Source organism: Candidatus Leptovillus gracilis (assembly GCA_016716065.1).
GTDB lineage: Bacteria > Chloroflexota > Anaerolineae > Promineifilales > Promineifilaceae > Leptovillus > Leptovillus gracilis.
In genome coordinates, this window is sequence record JADJXA010000010.1 from 105,847 (window position 1) to 123,425 (window position 17,579).

The following is a 17,579-nucleotide window of genomic DNA, read 5'->3' on the forward strand; positions in this document are numbered from 1 at the left end:
CGAATCAGCGCCCAGGTTCCAGTGAAAATGGGGAGTTTGTGTTTGTTCATAGTTTGTTGTGTTGCGTATTCCGTCTTGCGGCTCACGGTTTACGGCTTACGGCTCACGGTTTACGGCTTACGGCTCACGCCAACATCTCTTCCAGCCCGGTTTGCAGCAGGCGGTAGAAGCGCGAGGTTGAGTCGTTGGCTAAGCGGCTGCGTGGTCCGTTTTCCAGGACACGGCCGTTTTCCAGAATCAATATATCATCCGCCCGCTGCACCGTGCGCAGGCGATGGGCGATGATGATGCCGGTACGGCCGTCTAGCAGTCGGTCAATCGCTTTCTCCAACAACTGCTCCGTCGCCGGGTCCAGCCGCGAAGACGCCTCGTCCAAAATCACCAGCTTTGGGTCGCGCAGGAAGACCCGCGTAAAGGCCAGAAGCTGCGACTGCCCGGCCGACAGCCCTTGCCCGCCCGATTGCAGCACCGTGTCCAGACCATCCGGCAAGGCACGCAGCCAATCGCCCAGCCCCAACGTCTCAAGGGCGGCAATGATGTCGGCGTCGGCGATGGGTGGGCGGGAATGGTCGCGAACGCGGTCGCGGAAAAGGGTCAGGTTGTCACGCACGGTCGCCTCGAACAACTGCACGTCTTGTGTCACCATGCCCACGTGCTGGCGCAAATTGCTTAACTGGACGGCGCGCAGGTCACGGCCGTGCAGCCTAATCCCGCCCTCATCCACGTCATAGAGGCGAAAGAGCAGCCGCGTCAGCGTCGTTTTACCGCTGCCCGTGCGGCCCAGGATGCCCAGGACTTTACCGGGTTCAAGGGTGAAGGTGATGTCGTTTAGGACGTAAGCCGTGTTCCGTAACCCGTATTCGGTGTTTTGGGTTTCGTGTTCTGTGTTGAGCGAGTCGTCATTCGGCCCACGGTTTACGGGTTGGTCTTTGTAGGCGAAGCACACGCCGTTGAAGGCAACAGACGGCGCGATATGGGGCAGAACGGCCGTTCCTTCATCCTTCACCTCTGGCCGCAGCTGAAAAAATTCGTTGATCCGGCCGATGCTCGCCAGCGCCCGCTGCAAGTTCCCCATTTGCCGGCGAATGTACTTGATGGGACCTTCCATCAAACCGATGTAAAAAGTCATTAGATACACTGTGCCGATAGTCATCTCGCCGCGCAAATAGAGCGCGGCGGCCAACCCCAGGGTGGCCGCCAGCGCCAGGATGTACAACAATTGGCCGGTGGCAAAGGTGAAGCCGCCGAACAGATCAACGCGCACCCGCTGCCGGGCGATGCGGGCGTGCAGCGGATACAGCCCGGCCAGCACATAGGCTTCGCCACCGTTGGCGCGAATATCCTCTGTGCCGCCGAAGCGCTCTTCCAGGTAGCCAAACAGGCTGGCGCTGGTCTGGCTAATGTCACGCCAGAAGCTCACCATCGGGTTTTGGATGAGGCGCAGGAAGATCACCGTTACCAGCGCGTAGGTCAGGCCAATCAGCCCAAAACGCCAATCTTCGCGGAACAGCAGGGCCAACACGCCGATGAGCAGCAGGGCGTTGCTCAATACGTGAATGATCAACTGCGAGAAGTATTCGGCCAGGTGGCCCACGTCGCCATCAATGCGCTCGATGATTTCGCCGGGGGTGCGCAGCTTGTGGAAGCCCATGTCCAGGCGCATGGTGTGGGCGGCCAGGTCGGCGCGCAGCCGATTGGTGGACGCCCAGCCCAGGTCTTCGCCCAGGTAGGTGTTCACCAGGTTGACGCCCTTCTGCCCGACGACGACGAGCAAAAAGAGCAGTCCCATCGTCACCAACTCGCCGGCCGCCGCGCCGGTTTGCGCTGCATCCAAAAAGCGGCGGATCACCTGGGGCGCGAACAGTTGCAGGCCAATGCCCAGCAGCAGCAGCAGCCCCAATAAAAAAACACGGGGAAAAAACGGCCGTAAGTAAATCCACAAAAAGTTCAGGCTGTGTTGTTTCATAAGGGGTTGGCTAGTACACAATGGCAGAAATAAGCCGACAGTATGTAGAACGATTTTGTAAATCGCCCGACAAAAAACTCGCGCGTTATTTATGCCGAGGTGTACTAGTTGGTTAGTTGGCTGGTTAACAAACCCAACCAACTAACCAATCTCTACTCTCCATTGATATACGGTTGCCACATTTCCAGCGTGATTTCCACCGGGTTGGCGCTAACGCCGAAGCGGGCGAAATAGTCGCAAACGCGGGTCACGTCACGCTGGAGTAGGTCCAGGGCGTGCGGGTTAACGCGGGCATCCACCACCTGGGGAAAATCTATCAGGCAGATGTCGCCATCCCAGTAGAGGATGTTGTAGGCGGATAGATCGCCATGGATGAGGTGATGGTTGAGCAGCAGATGTACGTTATCCATCACCCGTTGGAACAGGGGGCCAGCTTCTTTGCGGTCCAGGGTGATTTCGTTGAGCGCCGGCGCTGCGCCGTACTCGTCACCGACGAATTCCATCAGGATGGTGTGGCCGTTGTGTCCGATGGGCTTGGGCACGTCGGCGCCGGCTTCGTAGAGCAGGGTTTGGGCGCGGAACTCGGCGCCCACCCACATCATGAAGTCCAGGTGCAGGCCATAACCTGTTTTGTTGAGAACGGCCGTTCTCTCCCGTCGGCTGCGAATCTGTTTACCCTGGGCGTCGCGCAGCATTCGTCCCTCTTTGTAGATGGCGTCGTTCTTCAGGCTGCGCAGCATACGCTCGCGGTACAGTTTGGCGGCTACCAGTTCGTAGCCGGTGGCCGGGTTGGCCAGGCAGGTGTAGACGTTGGCCTCTTTGCCGCCCTTCACCAACCGCGTTACGTCGGTGATGACGTTTTCGCGGTAGAAATGCTCCAGGGAGCTGATCAGCCAGTGACGCTCGTGGTGTTGTGGGTCCAGGCTGGCGGCGTAGGTAGGAACCCAACTCTCAACGCCGTCGTCCATGGCTACCATCTCGGCGGCGAAAGGTTGTGGTTTTGCTTTTTGTGGCCGTTTGTGTTGGCGATGGGCGGAACGGCCGTTGTCAGTATATTCATAATCGGCAAATAGTTCTTGCCAGTCAGTTGTACTCATTGTCAGTCTGATAATCCTGTTTTCGTGGGCGGAATGGCTCGTGAGCCGCCCGATGGGTTGATTTAAAATAAAAAAGCCACCGAACAAATCAATGTCCCGTGGCTTACGGTGGCTAACAACTAACCACTATCAACTCCCAACTGGATCAAAAAAGCCACGGGTCAACGTCGTGTGAACCGTGGCTGCCGCCAGCTCTTGGCAGATCGCTGCCGTTATTCAGTTTAGGGCTGAAAGATTACCCAAAACAGCTTACCGGCAAACAGGCGTACTCACACGACGCATATTCAATTCGCGCACCTGGACTTCATTCAATTTTTGCATCATGTCAGTACCTCCTCAAAATGTAGTGTTGTGTCTTCTAATCAGACAAGCGACAGTCTACCACAGGCTGACTGTCGTGGTCAAGCCCCTTTTAAAGGCAAAAATCTCCGTTAACGGCCGTTACGCGGAGATTTTAGGAACGAGATTTGAATAATCTACACGTTTAGATTGGACAAATCTTCTGAGATTTGTCCAATCTTCCGTATGCCAAGTGGGGGATCAGGTAGTTGGAACCTGTCGTGAAACGCGGCGTTGACGACGGGCCGCCTTCTTCATTTTGATGCGTTTAACTTCGCTCTTGGAGACGAACCAGCGCTTGCGGCGCACGTCGGCCAATACTTTGCTTTTCATGACTTCTTTGCGAAAACGCCGGAGCAGCTGCTCTTGCGATTCATTGTGTCGTAATTCGACCTTGGGCAAGTTTTCCTCACCTCCTCGTGTCTGGTCTCATCCCTACAAACGCAGACAACCACATCCAGAGGAAATAAATGATTGTTCCCTGGTTAGGATGAAAGTCTGCGGCTAGTTGATAACGAAGGTAAAAGCTACCATTCGCGGGGGCGGGATGGCGCCTAGCAATCTTGTAATATGTGGCAGGCCACACTTCGACTCTCCAGTCTACCGCCAGAGGATGTCTGTGTCAAATTATCGCAGAGCCAAATAATCTTTGCCTTGCAGACGATCTTCGATTTTGTGCCAGATTTGGTCCAGATGTTCGTCGTACTGGACGTAATTGAGGTTATCGGTGTCTACGGTGAGTACCGGACTCAGGCGGAAGGCGTCTGACCAGCGATCATACAGTTTGTTCAGGCGGTCCAGGTAGGCGGCGCCTATTTCTTGCTCGTAATCACGGCCGCGTTGTTCGATGCGGCGGCGCAGTGTGGGTACCGAAGCGCGCAGGTAAATGACCAGATCGGGCGGGCGCAGCAAAGTCGCCAGGGTACGATACAGATCGAAGTAGCAGTTCCAATCGCGTTCGCTCATGTGGCCCTGGTCGTAGAGGTTGCGGGCGAAGATTTCGGCGTCTTCGTAGACGCTGCGGTCCTGCACGACGGATTTGCTGAGCTGCAGCAGGCTGTGGTGTTGGCGCAGCCTCCGGGAAAGGAAGAATACCTGTGATTGAAAGCTCCATTGGGGCATGTCCTGGTAAAAGTCGGCCAGGTAGGGGTTTTCTTCGACGGCTTCATAAACCGGTTCCCAGGCCAGCCGTTGGGTAAGCAGGCGTACCAGGGTGGATTTGCCGACGCCGATGTTGCCGGCGATGGTGATGAAGTAGGTTTCCATGCTTACTGTTGGGCCTCGATCAGAGCAGTGGTCTGGCGCACGGCCGTTGCGCCGCTGTCTGGCCCGTAATAGGTGCTGTAGATTTGACCGTCGCCATTCAACAAAGCCAGGGCCAGGTGGCGGCGAATGTCTGGAACCCGGTAAGCCTGGCACACCTTGCCTTCCCAATCTGGCAGGATAATCAGGTGGTCATCGGGGTTGTACTCTTTGGGGATTTGGCGGGCGGCTTGTTCATAGATGGTGTTCATGATGCGCTGCGATGGCCCCCGCATCAGGCGAGGCACGCCGCGGAAATCTATGACGTTTAAAATCATCAACTGCTGTGGATCGTCGTAGCGGCGGCGTACTGTTTTGACCAAGTCCTGGATGGTGTGGGCGGTCTGGTAATCGCTAAAGGTGAGCAAGACCGGCCGCCCGCGGTATTTGCCGGGAGTGATGGGGGTTTCGGTGTAAACGGCCGTCAACGTAAACAGCGGCGCGGCCATTCCGGTGGGTAAAAAATCGGTCATACTGCTCCTTGATGGGCGATGAAGAGTCCCGTTTCTTTTTGGATGTGATAGGCGCCCCGGGCGGTGATCATCTCCTGGAGGTGCTGTTCCAGAGCAGCAGCGTCCTCTGGTGTTATGAGCTGCGCCAGGGACATGGAGTGCAGGTAGGCCAGCAGGGGGGCAACGGCCGTTACCCGCAAACCATCCGCGTACAACACCAGGTCTACTGTGTCGAAGGTGGCAGCGAGTAGGGCACGGCCATTTTCCAGCCGAAACGCCAGTTGCGGCCAGGTATTGAGCAGACCGGGGGCAAATTGGCGGGCCAGTTCTCTGAGTTCGCGCATGTGGCTGTCGCCGTTGGTGGCGGCGAAGAAACGGCCGTTGGCCTTCAGCACCCGCCGCACTTCGCGCAATGCCTGGGGTAAGTCTGGCACATGGTAGAGCATGTGGTTGGCGACCACCACGTCGAAGCTGGCGTCGGCGAAGGGTAGATCTTCGATGCTGGCTGTCTGGAAATGGAAGCCAGGCCGGCCGGCAAAAGCCGCTTCTGCCTCGGCGACCGCCGACTGTGCTTCGGCGACCATGCCCGGCGACAGGTCGGTGAGGGTGATGGCGCAGCCAGCCGGAATACGGTCCAGATTGTGTCGCCACAGCCAGCCAGGACCACAACCGCATTCTAAAACGGCCGTGCCCGGTTCCAGCGCCAATTGATCAAACACCCACATTTGCCAATCATACGGGTTGGTGCTGAAATCGCGGTGCAGCGCCACCCGCGCCTCCAAGTTCCGCGACGTGCGGTACTGCTGCTCACGCAAATAGGACTTATCTTGAAACAGTGGTTTTGTAGACATAAAAATCTTTGTATTGCAGACTTGTCAACGCTTTGTTCAGGACATGTTTTTCAGCCGTTGGTGCGGCGCATAGGGGAAAATGTCAATCACTTCCCCATCCTTCAACCGCCCCTGTACGGAATGCCAATAAGCCAGGTCAAAAAGGTCGGCGTGATGCGCCAGAAACGCTTCGCGGATACGCCCCGACAGCCCCATAAAATGCTCAAACTCCTCCGGGAAATAATCGTTGTCGTTGACGGTGAACCAGGGTTCGGAGGCCAGATCGTCTTCATAATATGCCGACTGGGGCATCTTGCGGAAATTACAGGTGTCTAGCAGGCACAATTCATCGTAATCATAAAAAATCACACGGCCGTGCCGGGTGACGCCAAAATTCTTCAACAACATGTCACCGGGGAAGATATTGCTCACCGCCATGTCTTTGATGGCGTAGCCATAATCAATGGCGGCGGCGACAGCCGCTTCTTCCGTCGCCTCACTCAGGTAAATGTTCAGCGGGATGATAGCCCGCTCCACGTAGCAGTGGCAGATGATGACGTGATCCGCTTCGATCTGCACGGTGCTGGCGGCCACCGCTTGCAGCTCGGCTAACAAGTCTGCTTCAAAGCGGTCACGCTCAAATTTTAGAAACTCAAATTCCTGCGCGTCCACCAGCCGCCCGGCGCGATCATGGCGGAAGACCAGTTTATATTTGTCTTTCACATCCTGGCGGGTATTTTTCTTGGGATAAGCAAAGCGATCCTTGATCAGCTTAAAAACCACGTCGAAGGCGGGCATAGCAAACACAGTCATCACCATGCCTTTTTCGCCGCGAGCAATCTCAAATTTGTCGTTGGACGCAGCCAGATGTTGCAGCAGGTCGCGGTACAACTCTGTCTTGCCATGTTTGTTGTAGCCGATGGAGATGTACAACTCGGCGTCACGTTTACGCGGGATGATGGATTTAAGGAAGCGCACCAAGTCATACGGCCGTTCCACCTCCACCTGAAAATAGGAGCGGGTAAAACTAAACAAAATGCTCAGGTCATTTTCGTCCAGCATCACCGCGTCCACCACCACCCCCTGCGGCGTATTCAACAGCGCCAACGCCAGGGGGATGATGTGCGAAGCGCTGAACATGCGCCCGACCAGATAGGCCCCTTTGCCCCGAAAAAAAACCGAACGCACCGTCTCCACCCGGCTGACAAAGCGCAGCGCGCCAATGTCGCGCAAACGCGCTTCCACTGCCTGGGCCACCAGGCGGGCGTCTCGTTTTATGTTTTCATAGGGTGTGTCAAACGCATAGGCCGTCAGAATTTTAGTGAATAAATCGGCCGTAGAGGTAGCACGGTTAAAGGTTTGGTAAACGGGCTGCCGCGACGGCGTCGGCGGCGTGTCGAAATCGGTAGCGACAAATTCAAGTTGTTCATCCACGCCCACCGTCGTAAAGATACGCCGCGTCACAGAGTTAAAAAACGTCTCCGCCTGCTCCCAATCGTCCCGCGCCGTAATCAACCCGGAATACACCGCTTTGGCCCCGGCCCACACGGCCGTACTCTGCACCCGGTCCCCCAAAATCTGGCGTGTGTTCTTTTCCAGATCGTCAATCACCTGGCGGTATAGGTCCAGCCGGGCGCGGGCATTTTGCTGCCCGGCGCGCCAATCGCGCACTTCAAACAACACCTTCGCCTGGTGGGTATAAATTTTGAATTGGGTGTTGTACCGATCAAAAGCATCATAAATGATTTGCGCCGCCATGTTGGCCAGACGACTGTCGGTGAATTGGGCCATGTGTCATCCCTGGAGAGAAGGTATGCAGTGTTCAGTATGCAGTGTTCAGTGTTCAGTGTTCAGTACGGTGAGCTTACAATAAACTAGCCTTATTGTAGCGCGGATGTGGCAAACGTCTAAAAGCATTGCCGGCAGCACAAATTGGCTTAAAATGGAGCGGTTAAGGAAGGCTACGGCCGTTGGTCATACGTCAGAAGATCAATGTTAAACCCAAACCGAAACACACCATACTCTATGGCTATAAATTGATACCCGTCACCCTGTCACCTATACCCATGCAACCACCCCCCTCCTCCACCCGCCCACAGGCAGTCGCGGCGCTGCGCGAAATTGCGCGGGCGCTCAGCGCCGCCTGGGACCTGGACACCACCCTGGACCTCATCGCCCGCAAAACCACCGAAGTGATGCACGTGGATTCCTGCACCATCTACCTGCTGGACCCAGACAGCGACACCCTGCGGCTGCGAGCCTCCACCGGCCTCTCGCGGCGCGCTCTGGGTCGGGCCACGCTAAAAGTGGGCGAGGGCATGACCGGTTACGCCGTCCAGTCTAATCGCCCCGTTTACGCGGCCGACGCGCAAGGAAACCCCCATTTTAAGCAGGTGGCTGAAGCCGAAGAGGCTTCTTATCGCTCGCTGCTGGCTGTGCCGCTGGTGATTGAAGCGCGGCCCATTGGCGCGCTAAACGTACAGACTTTGCCGACGCATGAATTTACGCCAGACGAAATCGAAGTGCTGTCGCTGGTGGGCGACCTGGCGGCCGGGGCGCTGGCCAAGGCGCAGTTGTATGACAAACAGCGGCGACAAATCGAAGAGTTACGCGCTTTGGCGCAGATCAGCGAGGTGGTCACGTCGCCGCAATACCTGGATGACATCTTAGACGTGGTGACGGAAATGGCGGCGCAGGCGATGGGCGCGGCCGTTTGCTCTATCTTTTTGTTGGATGAATCAGGCGATACGCTGACGCTGCGTTCGGCCAAACGAACGAGCAGCAGCTACCGCCCCCGGCCACCGCTGCGCCTGGGCGAAGGGGTTGTAGGCCAGGTGGTGCTGACAGGGAAAGCCGCCTATATCGCCGACGTGCGAACGGACAAACAATATCTAGGAGCAGAATTAGCCCGCGTCGAGGGATTGGTCTCGCTGCTTTCTGTGCCGCTGAGCGTGCGCGAACGCAACATTGGCGCGTTGAACTGCTATACCAATGAAGTGGTTCACTTCAGCGAAGAGCAGATGACGCTGTTTACCACGTTGGCTAACCAGACCGCCCTGGCGATTGAGAATGCCCGGCTGGTGACCAATGCGGCCGTTGTGCGGGAGATGCACCATCGCATCAAAAACAATCTGCAAACGGTGGCGATGCTCATGCAGCTGCAAATCCCGGATGCAGACCGGCTGGATACGCGCCAGGTGTTGGAGACCAATATCCACCGCATTCGCAGCATTGCCGCCGTGCATGAATCGCTGTCGGAGCAGGGCTTTCGGCTGGTGGACGTGAAGGATGTGCTGGAACGCATTACACAGACAACGGCCGAATCCATGCTGCGGCCTGATCAGGCGGTGCAAATTGTTGTGTTTGGCGAGTCGCTGCTGCTGCCCAGCCGGGCGGCTACGGCCCTGACGTTGGTGGTGAATGAACTGGTGCAAAATGCCCTGGAACACGCCTTTGTGGACCGGCCAGCTGGCCGGGTGGAGATTTCTTTGGGGCGGTCGCCGGATGAGTTGATTATTTTGGTGCGTGATAACGGCCGTGGCCTGCCCACCAACGTCACCTACGGCCTGGGCCTGGAATTGACAACGATGTTGATAACCGATGACCTGCGTGGGGGTTTTAAGTTTAACGCGCTGGCGAGCGGCGGCACTGAGGTCAGCATCCGCCTGCCGCGCGAAATTGAGCGCGATTTGATGTGAATGACCTATCTTTGTAAGAACAGACATGAAAATTTTAATTGCTGATGATGAATCTATTATCCGGCTGGGGTTGAAAGGGATGCTAGAGGGGCTGGGGCATGAGGTGGTGGCGGCGATGAACGGCCGTGAAGCCCTGCAAATGGCCGCCCGTTTCACGCCAGACCTGGCCATCCTGGACATCAAAATGCCCTTTACCGACGGTTTGCAGGTCGCCAAAACTCTGGCGCGGACTTCCCCTCTGCCGATCTTGCTGCTGACAGCCTATAGCGAGCAAGACCTTATCGAAAAGGCCACCGATTTGCCCATTCAAGGCTACCTGATCAAACCCATCAAGTCGGCTGAACTTTCGGCGGCGATTAATGTGGCCTATAAACGTTTTTGGGAGCAGCAGTCATTGGCCGACAGGGCGGCTAAACTCCAGGAAACGCTGGAAATGCGCAAATTGGTAGACCGAGCCAAAGGCAAATTGATGGCCGCCGGGCTGTCGGAAGAAGAAGCATACCAATCGCTTCAGCGCGAAGCGCGCAGCAAGGGACGCAGTTTGAAGGATGTGGCGTTGGCGGTTTTGGGGGAGTAATTGGTTGATTGGGTTGATTAGTTGGCTGGTTGGTTAACCAACCAGCCAACTAATTTTTTATTGCGTTTCGTTATGGCGCCGTTGCATCGGCGGATTGGGGGACGGCCGGCGGTTCGGCTACGTCTACCTGGATAAAGGTCAGTTCGTTGTCGTCCATGTCAATGAGGATGTGGTCGCCGGTGCGGAACTCGCCGCGCAGCAGCCGCACGGAGAGCGGGCTTTCCACGTACCGTTGGATGGCCCGGCGCATAGGCCGCGCGCCAAAATCTTTGTCGTAGCCCTGCTCGGCCAGCCATTTTTGCGCCGTTTCCGTCAGGACGATGGTCAGGTTGCCCTGATCGGCCAACCGCTCTTGCACTTCCTTGATTTGCAGCTTCACAATCTCCAGCATGTCGGCTTCCGACAACGGCTCGAAGATGATGATCTCGTCAATGCGGTTGATAAATTCGGGCCGGAAGGTTTCCTTCAGCGCTTCTTCAATGCGCTTGTGGTCCGCTTTTTCCTGCGAGTCGCGGACGCCGACGAAGCCCAAGGCGCCAGACTTATGGACGAAGGAGGTTCCCACGTTGCTGGTCATGACGATGACGGCGTTGCGGAAGTTGACAATGCGTCCCTGACCGTCGGTCAGACGGCCGTCATCCAATAGTTGCAGCAGGGTATTCCACACGTCCGGGTGGGCCTTTTCGATTTCATCGAACAACACGACGGAATACGGCCGTCGCCGCACCTGTTCCGTGAGTTGGCCGCCTTGTTCGTAGCCAATGTAGCCGGGCGGCGCGCCAAACAGACGGCTGACGGTGTGTTGTTCGCGGTATTCGCTCATATCAATACGCACCAGCGCTTCCTCATCGTCAAACATAAACTCAGCCAGGGCTTTCGCCAATTCGGTCTTGCCCACGCCGGAGCTGCCCAGGAAAATGAAAGAGCCTAACGGCCGTTTCGGATCACTCAACCCCGAACGACTGCGCCGGATGGCGTCGGCCAGGGCCGCAATCGCTTTCTCCTGGCCGACAATACGCTCGTGCAGCCGCTGTTCCATGTTGAGCAGTTTGTCCGCTTCCGTCTCCAACATTTGCGTCATCGGAATGCCGGTCCAGGAAGCCACCACCTCGGCGATGTCATGCTCATCCACCACCTCATCCAGCTTTTGCTCGGCCTGCCACTTTTCGCGGGCAGCCTCGAACTCCGTCTGTACCCGCAAACGCTCGGCCCGTTTGACGGCCGCGCGCTCATAGTCGCGCACCGTATGCGCCTCTTCTTCCTCGATGATGAGCTGATCAAGCTGTTTTTTGTGTTCCTTCAACTCGGTCGGCAGCGTGTGCAGCGCCACCCGCAGTTTGGCAGCCGCCTCATCCATCAGGTCAATGGCCTTGTCTGGCATGGACCGATCCGTCACGTAGCGGTTCGATAATTTTGCCGCCGCCACCAACGCCGCGTCAGAATAAGTGACTTTGTGATGCGTCTCATAACGGTCGCGCAGGCCATAAAGCATTTCAATGGTGTCTTCCACCGATGGCTCGTCTACAAAAACGGGGGCAAAACGGCGCTCAAGGGCGCTGTCCCGTTCGATATATTGGCGGTATTCGTCCAATGTTGTGGCGCCGACGCATTGCAGTTCGCCGCGCGCCAACGCCGGTTTGAGCATATTGCTGGCGTCCATCGCCCCTTGCGCCGACCCGGCGCCAACGACGGTGTGCAGCTCGTCTATGAACAGAATCACTTCGCCCTGCGCGCGCTGAATTTCTTCAACGGCCGCTTTCAGCCGTTCCTCAAATTCGCCGCGAAACCGGCTGCCGGCGATCATCGCCCCCAGGTCCAGGGAGATCACTTTTTTGTTCAGCAGATTTTCCGGCACGTCGTTGGCGATGATTTTTTGCGCCAGCCCCTCCACGATGGCCGTTTTGCCTACGCCGGCCTCGCCGATAAGCACCGGGTTGTTTTTGGTCCGTCGGCTGAGGACTTGAATGACACGCAAAATTTCGTTGTCGCGGCCGATGACCGGGTCCAGGCGGCTTTCTTTTGCCAGTTGGGTCAGATCGCGGCTGTATTTTTCCAGAGTACGATAGCGGCTTTCCGACTGGCGGTCGGTAACGCGCTGCCCGCCGCGCAGTTGGTTGACGCCTTCTAAGATGCGTTCGCGGGTCAGGCCAAACTCTTGCAAAATACGGGACGATGGCGTGTTGCGCTCGCTGAGAATCGCCAGGAAGATATGCTCGGTGGAGATAAATTCATCTTTCAGGCGGTTGGCTTCGCCCTGGGCCAGTTCTAGCACGGTGCGAATGCGGGGTGTGTAGAATATTTGCCCCACGCCGCCGCCATAGACGGCCACTTTGGGGCTGGAGCGCAGTTCCTGGTCCAGGCGGTCTTTGATGCCGACGCTGTCCACGGATAGTTGGTCCAAAATTTGCAGGACTGCGCCATCTTTTTGTTCCAGTAAAGCCAGGAATAAATGCTCGGTGTCTACCTGGGTGTGGCCGTACCGCTGCACAATTTCATAGGCGCGGGCGGCGGCGTCTTGCGCTCGTTCTGTAAATCGATCAAATCGCATTAGGTTTCCTCGTGTAAATAGTTGGTTCGTTCGTTTGCTGGTTTGAGAAACCATCCAACCAACAAACGAACACGCTTTCCAAACTATACAGTGCTTTAGTTGGATTCACGTAAGAATCAGATGAAGCGTTTCTTATGCGTCAGGCGTCTGGCTCACATGACAGCAATTCCAATGATGAACCTGTTTGTAGGGTCGGGACAGGCGGGCCAACGTCTCGGCCATTCGCCAACATCTCGGCTGCCGCCTGTCCGCGCCGTCCCGTCCCTACCAACATTGGAACTGCCGCTCACATGATGCGCATCCCATCTGTCTGGTCGTAACCATCACCCCAGGCCAGGATTTTGCTGGGGGTAACTTCGATGAGCCGCCACTCGGCGCTGTCGTCGTAGCGGAAGTCCCATTCGTATTTATGATAAAAGTAGTCGGCCAGTGTGTCTACTGTAGCGCGGTCGGCGACGTGGGCTTCGCCTTCGATGATGAGGGCATTGACGGCGTCGGGCAAGGAGAGGGCGACGCTTTGGTTGTGGAACATGTTGACGAATTTTTGGGTGTGCGCGCCGGTTGCCAGGTAGACACGGCCGTTCAGCCATACATACCACAACGGCGCAAGATGCGGACGGCCGTCGGACCTTACCGTCGCCAGCCAGATTGTCATTTCTCGGCCCAATCGAGCCTCGATGGCCCGCAGGCGCTCTGGACTTTGTTTTCTCACGCTGAATACCACCCTGTCCACGCCAACAAACTGTCAATTTGTACCACGAAACGGCCGTTTTTTCACCACCTTGTATCCCATCTGTTACCCGTTCATGCTATTCTACTACCTGTCATTGCAATGACTCGACTAAAAACAACTCGACGAAAAGACAACAGGACAAAATCCCATGCCCCGATATGCCCAAATCCGCAGCACCGGGCGCTACGTGCCCGAAAAAATGCTCCCCAACGCCTATTTCAACGAAATTCTAGGCCGCGATGTAGATGAATGGCTCGTCAAAAACGTCGGCATCCGCGAACGCCACGTGATGGCCCCCGACGAATCCACCAGTGACCTGGCTTACCACGCCTCCCGGCAGGCGTTGGAGCGCGCCCATCTCCAACCCACCGACCTGGACCTGATCCTCGTCGCCACCGACACTCCCGATTACCTCAGCCCTGGCACGTCCAGCGTGCTGCAAGGCAAATTGGGCGCAACCCAGGCCGGTACGTTCGACGTGAACTGCGCCTGCGCCGGTTGGGTAACGGCCGTGGAAACGGCCGCGCGCTTCATCGCCACCGACGACGAAATCAACCACGTCCTGGTGGTCGGCGTCTACGCCATGAGCCGGTTCGTGGATTATACCGACCGCTATACCTGCACCCTCTTCGCCGACGGCGCGGGCGCGGTCGTGGTGGGCGCGGGCGACGCGCCGGGGTTCATCACCGGCAAGCGCTTCGCCGATGGCTCTTATTCGGACGCGCTGGGCATTTACACCGGCGGCGCGGCCTGCCCGGTTACGCCAGTCGAAGTAAACGGCGGCGTGCCGCGCGTGCAATTTGTGCGTAAATTCCCGGCCACCTTCAACACCGAACACTGGCCGCGCCTGGTGCGCGAGGTAGTGGCGAAGGCCGGGTTGACGCTGGACGACATTGACTTCTTCCTCTTTACGCAGCTCAACCTGAACACCATCAAGTTGATGATGGAAATGCTGGAACAACCCCTGGAGAAAACCCACTGGATCATGGACAAATGGGGCTACACCGGCTCGGCCTGCATCCCGATGGCCCTCGACGACGCCATCGAACAAGGACGCGGCCCCCAACCCGGCGACCACGTCCTCTTCTGCGCCAGCGGCGGTGGCATTGCTATGGCGGCATCGGTCTGGCGGTGGACGAAGTAGTTGATAGTGGAGAGTTGTTAGTTGGTAGTGGGGAGTTGTTAGTGGATAGTGGGGAGGGGAGTGTGATGGGGCAAGTGGTGCAGAGTTATCGGGATTTGGTGGTTTGGCAAAAGAGTGTTTTGCTGACGAAAGAGATTTATTTGCTGACGGCAAACTTTCCGGATGCTGAGAGGTATGGGCTGACAAATCAGATGCGCCGCGCGGCCGTTTCCATTCCTTCAAACATCGCCAAAGGGCAGGGTCGTCGAAGCGCACCTGATTTCCGCCGATTCCTACATATTGCCCTTGGTTCGGTTGCTGAACTTGACACTCAAATTGTCATCGCCATAGAACTCGGATATTTGACCCATGAAAACACAATCAAAGCCAACGGACTCATCATAGAAATCAAAAAGATGCTCTACACCCTGATTGACAAACTGACCAACTAACCACTCCCAACTATCAACTAATAGGAGGAGCTATGTACATTGGCGATTATTTAGGACGACGGGCGATTTATTCACCCGATAAATTGGCGATTATTGATGCGGGCAAAACGCCTGAATTGCAGCTGTCTTATGCCCAGATGAACTCGCGAGCGAACCGGTTGGCGAACTGGCTGCGCGACCAGGTGGGCGTGGGTTATGGCGACCGGGTGGCGATTTTGGCGCGGGATGGCCTGGAGCATCTGGACACTTTTTTTGCCTGCGCCAAACTAGGAGCGATCCACACGGCGCTGAATTGGCGGCTGCATTGGCGGGAAACGGCCGTCATCCTCGCCGCCACCACCCCAAAAGTCCTCATCTTCTCCGCCGATTTCGCCCCGGCCGTTACCGAACTCCAACACGCCCCCGAAGCCGCCAGCGTTACCCACTATTTGCATTTGGATGGCGAGCCGGTGGGCGGAAGCCTGTCGTTTGCTGAGGTGATGGGCGGGGCGGCGGATACGGCCGTTACCACCCCCACCGTCACCGAAGAGACCACCGCCGCCCTTATTTTTACCGGCGGAACCACCGGCCTGCCCAAAGCCGCTCAGGTGACACACAAAATGATCGCTTGGAACAGCCTGAACACCATCATCCACGACCTGCACCACGATGACACCTACCTGAACGTCTTTCCGCTCTTCCATACCGGCGGACTCTTTGTCTACACCCTGCCGAACGTGGTGTTGGGCGGCACGACCATTTTGCTGCGCCAGTTCGACCCGGCGCAGGTGCTGGACCTGATCGCCCGTGAGCATGTCACCGTCTTCGCCGGCGTACCCACCATGTACCAACTTCTCACCCAGGCGGCCAACTGGCAAACGGCCGATTTGTCCTCTTTGCGCTTTTGCACCAGCGGCGGCGCGCCCTTGCCCGTGCCCCTGGTACAAAAATACACCGTCGAAAAAGGCATCCGCTTCAAGCAGGGCTTCGGCATGACAGAATTTGGCCCCGGCATTTTCGCCCTGGCCGCCGAGGACGCCATCGCCAAAGCGGGCAGCATTGGCCGCCCCAATTTTTACGTGGATGCGCGGGTGGTAGACGACGCCAATCAACCGCTCGGCCCGGACGAGGTAGGCGAATTGGTGCTGAAAGGGCCGAGCTACTGCGCCGGCTATTACAACAATGAAGCGGCGACGCGCACGGCCGTTGACGATGACAACTGGTTCCACACCGGCGACCTGGCCCGCCACGACGCCGACTGGTACTTCTTCATCGTGGACCGTAAGAAGGATATGTTTATTTCCGGCGGCGAGAATGTATACCCGGCGGAGATTGAGAAGGTGCTGTATGAGCATACGGCCGTGCACATGTGCGCCGTCGTGGGCGTGCCAGACCCGAAGTGGGGCGAGGTGGGCGTCGCCTGCGTCGTCCTCAAGCCCGACGCCACGGCGACCCCCGACGAGCTTTTGCAGCACATGGCCGAACGTCTGGCGCGCTTCAAAGTACCCCGGCGCGTGCAAATCATGAAAGAACTGCCCATCTCCGGCGCGGGCAAAATCCTGAAACGGGAACTACAGACGCAATTGATCACGTAACGCCGTTTGTGAACGCGACCAGGTATCTTCTGAATATTTCGGGGGTCAACCGGTGGGCAAAAGGGTAAAAGCCGGGTTTATCCGGCGTTGTTTTGTAGATCGGCGCTTTAGCGCTGATCGTCGTCGGCAACATTGACAGGGCGTTTGTCTCCAACTAAAATGTACATAAGAAACTTTCTATGTACATTTGGAGGACAAAGGCCATGATCAAAGTCTCGGCCACAGACTTCAGGAAAAATCTATTTGATTACTTAGACAAAACGGCCGCCGGCGAAATCATCATCATCCAGCGCAACAACCAGGAAATCGCCCGCCTGCTGCCCATGGAGCGCGCCAATTGGCGCGATCAGATGACCACGACGCCGCAGCTCCTGGTTTCACCGGTAGAACTGATTCAACCGCTCGACGACATTTGGGAAGCCTACGTGTGAAGCCAAACGCCTATTTATTCGACACCCACGCGCTGATTTTTTGGGTAAACAAAGTCTCGGTATCAGACAAATTTATCGCCTTTTTCGATACCCAGGCGCAGCAGGGCGCTTTACACGTTTCGGCCATCACCTTTTGGGAGATTGCCTTTCTGGTGCAGAAAGGCCGACTTGCCATACCAGACATTCACGTCTGGCAGCGAGAATTGTTAAGTCAGGCAAACCTGCGCCTGATTCACCCGTCCGTTAGCGAGATGATTGACTCAACACAACTGCCACCACATCATAAAGACCCATTTGATCGCTTGTTAATTGCCCAGGCAAAGTACCATCATCTCATTCTCGTTACTCAGGATCAAATGATCCAGGCATACGACGTTCCCCAAATCTGGTTATAAATCGGGTCCGTAACGGTTACGGCCAAAGCCGCCACCCCAAAAACCTCCGTGTCCTCCGTGCC

The 17,579-nt window shown here is 56.8% G+C and carries 16 protein-coding genes; 7 read left to right on the top strand and 9 right to left on the bottom strand.

Translation table 11 applies throughout. The features are described from left to right. Positions 1-124: 124 nt before the first annotated feature. From IPM39_20860 to aceK, 7 genes are all read right to left on the bottom strand, one after another. On the bottom strand, positions 125-1,966 hold the full coding sequence (locus IPM39_20860) for an ABC transporter ATP-binding protein (protein ID MBK8988486.1): 1,842 nt from the start codon (positions 1,964-1,966) through the stop codon (positions 125-127). Between the two features lie 152 nt (positions 1,967-2,118). Then, entirely contained in the window at positions 2,119-3,063 is a 945-nt protein-coding gene (locus IPM39_20865) for a hypothetical protein (GenBank protein ID MBK8988487.1), read from the bottom strand. A gap of 540 nt (positions 3,064-3,603) precedes the next feature. Continuing rightward, positions 3,604-3,804: a 30S ribosomal protein S21 gene (gene rpsU, locus IPM39_20870; protein MBK8988488.1), complete on the bottom strand. Its 201-nt coding sequence runs from the start codon at positions 3,802-3,804 to the stop codon at positions 3,604-3,606. Between the two features lie 225 nt (positions 3,805-4,029). Beyond that, entirely contained in the window at positions 4,030-4,668 is a 639-nt protein-coding gene (locus IPM39_20875) for a deoxynucleoside kinase (GenBank protein MBK8988489.1), read from the bottom strand. Positions 4,669-4,670: 2 nt separating this feature from the next. Further along, complete coding sequence (locus IPM39_20880) at positions 4,671-5,177, bottom strand: hypothetical protein (protein ID MBK8988490.1); 507 nt, start codon at positions 5,175-5,177, stop codon at positions 4,671-4,673. Continuing rightward, positions 5,174-6,007, bottom strand: a complete 834-nt coding sequence (locus tag IPM39_20885) for a methyltransferase domain-containing protein (GenBank protein ID MBK8988491.1) — start codon at positions 6,005-6,007, stop codon at positions 5,174-5,176. The genes IPM39_20880 and IPM39_20885 overlap by 4 nt, the downstream gene beginning before the upstream one ends. A gap of 36 nt (positions 6,008-6,043) precedes the next feature. Next, complete coding sequence (aceK, locus tag IPM39_20890) at positions 6,044-7,777, bottom strand: bifunctional isocitrate dehydrogenase kinase/phosphatase (GenBank protein ID MBK8988492.1); 1,734 nt, start codon at positions 7,775-7,777, stop codon at positions 6,044-6,046. Positions 7,778-8,052: 275 nt separating this feature from the next. On the opposite strand from aceK, the gene IPM39_20895 reads away from it, so the two are divergent. Continuing rightward, positions 8,053-9,684 carry a GAF domain-containing protein gene (locus tag IPM39_20895; GenBank protein ID MBK8988493.1) on the top strand — a complete coding sequence of 544 codons (1,632 nt, stop codon included), beginning with the start codon at positions 8,053-8,055 and terminating at the stop codon, positions 9,682-9,684. A 25-nt stretch (positions 9,685-9,709) separates the two neighbouring features. Beyond that, the gene (locus tag IPM39_20900; protein MBK8988494.1) at positions 9,710-10,261 is read left to right on the top strand and encodes a response regulator; all 552 of its coding nucleotides are present in this window, start codon (positions 9,710-9,712) and stop codon (positions 10,259-10,261) included. A 70-nt stretch (positions 10,262-10,331) separates the two neighbouring features. Here the strand turns inward: IPM39_20900 and IPM39_20905 are convergent, their stop codons facing one another. Together IPM39_20905 and IPM39_20910 are read right to left on the bottom strand one after the other, a co-directional pair. Then, complete coding sequence (locus IPM39_20905) at positions 10,332-12,809, bottom strand: AAA family ATPase (protein MBK8988495.1); 2,478 nt, start codon at positions 12,807-12,809, stop codon at positions 10,332-10,334. Between the two features lie 286 nt (positions 12,810-13,095). After that, positions 13,096-13,521: a pyridoxamine 5'-phosphate oxidase family protein gene (locus tag IPM39_20910; protein MBK8988496.1), complete on the bottom strand. Its 426-nt coding sequence runs from the start codon at positions 13,519-13,521 to the stop codon at positions 13,096-13,098. Positions 13,522-13,690: 169 nt separating this feature from the next. Here IPM39_20910 and IPM39_20915 point away from each other — a divergent pair, with 169 nt between their 5' ends. The 5 genes from IPM39_20915 (at position 13,691) to IPM39_20935 (ending at position 17,517) form a co-directional block, all read left to right on the top strand. After that, positions 13,691-14,686, top strand: coding sequence for a ketoacyl-ACP synthase III (locus tag IPM39_20915; protein ID MBK8988497.1), 996 nt, complete (start codon positions 13,691-13,693; stop codon positions 14,684-14,686). A gap of 77 nt (positions 14,687-14,763) precedes the next feature. Beyond that, positions 14,764-15,117 carry a four helix bundle protein gene (locus IPM39_20920; protein MBK8988498.1) on the top strand — a complete coding sequence of 118 codons (354 nt, stop codon included), beginning with the start codon at positions 14,764-14,766 and terminating at the stop codon, positions 15,115-15,117. A gap of 32 nt (positions 15,118-15,149) precedes the next feature. Continuing rightward, positions 15,150-16,691, top strand: coding sequence for a long-chain fatty acid--CoA ligase (locus IPM39_20925; GenBank protein ID MBK8988499.1), 1,542 nt, complete (start codon positions 15,150-15,152; stop codon positions 16,689-16,691). Positions 16,692-16,894: 203 nt separating this feature from the next. Continuing rightward, complete coding sequence (locus IPM39_20930) at positions 16,895-17,122, top strand: type II toxin-antitoxin system Phd/YefM family antitoxin (GenBank protein MBK8988500.1); 228 nt, start codon at positions 16,895-16,897, stop codon at positions 17,120-17,122. Further along, entirely contained in the window at positions 17,119-17,517 is a 399-nt protein-coding gene (locus tag IPM39_20935; GenBank protein MBK8988501.1) for a type II toxin-antitoxin system VapC family toxin, read from the top strand. Before IPM39_20930 ends, IPM39_20935 begins: the two co-directional genes overlap by 4 nt. Positions 17,518-17,579: the final 62 nt, after the last annotated feature.

Coding starts and splice junctions, on each gene's coding strand:
- IPM39_20860 (MBK8988486.1), bottom strand. CDS start 1,966: ATGAAACAACACAGCCTGAACTTTTTGTGGATTTACTTACGGCCGTTT.
- IPM39_20865 (MBK8988487.1), bottom strand. CDS start 3,063: ATGAGTACAACTGACTGGCAAGAACTATTTGCCGATTATGAATATACT.
- IPM39_20875 (MBK8988489.1), bottom strand. CDS start 4,668: ATGGAAACCTACTTCATCACCATCGCCGGCAACATCGGCGTCGGCAAA.
- IPM39_20880 (MBK8988490.1), bottom strand. CDS start 5,177: ATGACCGATTTTTTACCCACCGGAATGGCCGCGCCGCTGTTTACGTTG.
- IPM39_20885 (MBK8988491.1), bottom strand. CDS start 6,007: ATGTCTACAAAACCACTGTTTCAAGATAAGTCCTATTTGCGTGAGCAG.
- aceK (MBK8988492.1), bottom strand. CDS start 7,777: ATGGCCCAATTCACCGACAGTCGTCTGGCCAACATGGCGGCGCAAATC.
- IPM39_20895 (MBK8988493.1), top strand. CDS start 8,053: ATGCAACCACCCCCCTCCTCCACCCGCCCACAGGCAGTCGCGGCGCTG.
- IPM39_20900 (MBK8988494.1), top strand. CDS start 9,710: ATGAAAATTTTAATTGCTGATGATGAATCTATTATCCGGCTGGGGTTG.
- IPM39_20905 (MBK8988495.1), bottom strand. CDS start 12,809: ATGCGATTTGATCGATTTACAGAACGAGCGCAAGACGCCGCCGCCCGC.
- IPM39_20915 (MBK8988497.1), top strand. CDS start 13,691: ATGCCCCGATATGCCCAAATCCGCAGCACCGGGCGCTACGTGCCCGAA.
- IPM39_20925 (MBK8988499.1), top strand. CDS start 15,150: ATGTACATTGGCGATTATTTAGGACGACGGGCGATTTATTCACCCGAT.
- IPM39_20930 (MBK8988500.1), top strand. CDS start 16,895: ATGATCAAAGTCTCGGCCACAGACTTCAGGAAAAATCTATTTGATTAC.